At 61.1% G+C, this 1,755-nt stretch carries 2 protein-coding genes; both read right to left on the bottom strand.

The genetic code is table 11. The annotated features are described in order from the left end of the window. Nucleotides 1-48 precede the first annotated feature (48 nt). On the bottom strand, nucleotides 49-1,041 hold the full coding sequence (locus M5J20_RS11285; RefSeq protein ID WP_253579622.1) for a DDE-type integrase/transposase/recombinase: 993 nt from the start codon (nucleotides 1,039-1,041) through the stop codon (nucleotides 49-51). Further along, nucleotides 1,038-1,755, bottom strand: a 718-nt coding sequence (locus tag M5J20_RS11280; RefSeq protein WP_253579620.1) for a transposase, incomplete at its 5' end; no start/stop codon positions are given. The genes M5J20_RS11285 and M5J20_RS11280, both read right to left, overlap by 4 nt.

Here is a 1,755-nt window from a genome sequence, read left to right as displayed (position 1 = left end):
GGGACTGCGGCTTTCCTGTGAACCTCTGTGGCCATCTAGTCGTGTTTGTTAGATAGCTGTGGCTAGAGCGCGTCGCTCTGCCAGGGTTGTATAGCCCTTACCTGGGTGTGTGGTTAGCCTTTCGTAGACGAACCAGTCCAGGTGGGTTTCAAGATAGTCCATGAAGTCCTCTGTGCCCATCTTTTCGGAGTTGATGCCGGCGGCGTAGAGCTCCCTTTTGAGCAGGCCGAAGAATCCTTCCACCCTGGCGTTATCGCCGCTTTTGCCGACTCGCGACAACGATGGGATCGCAACCCAGGCGTTGTCGCAGGGTTTGCCCGGGTCGCAGGTGTCGCATGCTGCCTGGTCGTGGGTCGGGTCGGTGAGCATGCTGACCCATTCCGGGTGGCGGTAGGCCCACCCGCGGTCAGAGTGGATGACCGGCTTGGTTCCGGGCTGGAAGGTTGCCAACGCAGCCTCCAGCATGGTGTTCGTCAGCGCGGCGTTCGGGCTGGTGCCCATGGTGTAGACGACGGGCAGATTGTCATGGAAGTCGATAAGGGGGCTGAAGAAGACCTTGCCGTCTCGGCAGGCGAACTCAGTGACGTCGGTGCCGAACTTCTCGTTCGGTTTATCGGCGTAGAAGTCGTGAACCAAATCGGGCTCAAGGGCAGCGCGACGCCTGCGTGCTTCGCGCGAGTAGCCCTGCGAGACAACGACATCTGCGGCCGCTGCTTCATCCAGGTCCCCGATGAGCAGCTTATTCGCCGGCCGGTGGGCGTTTTCTCCTTTGTAGGAGCGGTACCTCATGGCGCGCTTGGACTTCGGGGTGAGGTTTTCTTCGTACATGATGGCGCGTACTGTTTTCTCACCTATCGTCCACCCGTTTTGCCTGCACAGCGCCAAGATCCTGCGGTAGCCGTAGATGCCGTTGCTCGCTTTCGACACCGCGATGACCGCCGCTGCGGCAGCTTTGCGCTTCGACGTCGGGTACTTTAACCGCCGGCACGCATGCTTGTAGGTGCTCGGGTTCAACCCGAAGTGCTCGCAGCTGGCTTTCACTTGGTATCCGTGCGCCCGGAGTCGCTGAACAGCTTGAGCGACGACCACGCTGTCGAACGTCTCCGGGCTGGGGCTTTTCCCTCTGACTCCATCGCAGCCTCGAACAAGGCCCTATCCGCAAGCCGAAGAAACCGCTCGTGGCGCAACATCGCCTTAAGCTCTTCGGGATCATCCGGCAACGCAGCATCATCGAGCTGCGTCACGTGCTGCTCACTGGCAATCTTGGCAGCCTTAGCGCTAGACGGCTTGGAAACTTGCGGCGATGCGCTTTTGCGCGGGCGGCGTTTATGTTGTTCCACACGCCACAGTGTCGCCTGCTCTAGCTGCTCAGGGCTCATCCCACGCCGCGTCTCTTCGTCGGGAGCGAAACTGCGGACCCAAATCGACAACGCAGTCGGCGACACACCAACTTGCCGGCTTATCTCCCGCAGCGACCCCGGCGAGGTCAAGGCCGCCCGCACCGCTGCGGCGATCTCACTCGGGCTGCGCCGGCGATGATCCACCTCAACACCGTGCTCAGCATCAACTGCCCACCGCCAAATCGACGCCGCCGAGGGAACAGGATCGACACCTTCCTCACGCAAACGGGCGCGTACCTGCTGCGGCTCTAGACCCTTGCCGTAAAGCTCGACGGCACGCTCACGAACCGCCAACGGGTAATTCATCTGGAACTCCTCACCGATGGCCGAGGGTTCACAGGAAAGCTTCAGTCCC

Source organism: Corynebacterium stercoris (genome assembly GCF_024160105.1).
In the GTDB taxonomy this organism is placed as follows: Bacteria; Actinomycetota; Actinomycetes; order Mycobacteriales; family Mycobacteriaceae; genus Corynebacterium; species Corynebacterium stercoris.
The sequence above is the reverse complement of the archived record's forward strand: the minus strand, read 5'-3'. Positions and strand labels throughout refer to the sequence as shown.